This is a genomic window from Mesorhizobium sp. M4B.F.Ca.ET.143.01.1.1, from assembly GCF_004792275.1.
Classification (GTDB): domain Bacteria; phylum Pseudomonadota; class Alphaproteobacteria; order Rhizobiales; family Rhizobiaceae; genus Mesorhizobium; species Mesorhizobium abyssinicae.
The window spans coordinates 1-308 of record NZ_SRSR01000273.1 but is presented as its reverse complement, the minus strand read 5'-3'; the positions used below and the strand labels follow the sequence as shown (position 1 = coordinate 308).

1 protein-coding gene is annotated in these 308 nt (G+C 66.2%); it reads right to left on the bottom strand.

Translation table 11 applies throughout. The features are described from left to right. A partial coding sequence (locus EN786_RS36955) for a TetR/AcrR family transcriptional regulator (RefSeq protein WP_135910168.1) occupies window positions 1–308 on the bottom strand: 308 nt, incomplete at both ends.

Here is a 308-nt window from a genome sequence, read left to right as displayed (position 1 = left end):
CATCGCTGGGCGCGTCGAGCACGACCGGTGCGACCGGGCAGCCAAGCGAAAACTCGTTCTCCTCCAGCATGCGGGCGACCGACTGGTAGATGTGGTGGACGGCAACCGCCGGATCGCTTTCCGCCGCCAGCGCCGCGCCCAGCCGCTCGGTCACCTCGGCCACGCTGGCACGCGTCACCTCGATAACCAGTTGGTCCTTTCCGCCCGGGAAATGGAAATAAAGCGAGCCTCGGGGTGCGGCGCTGGTACTCAGAATGTCGTTCAGCGATGTGCCGTGATAGCCGCGCTGCCGCAAGAGCAGTGCCGTC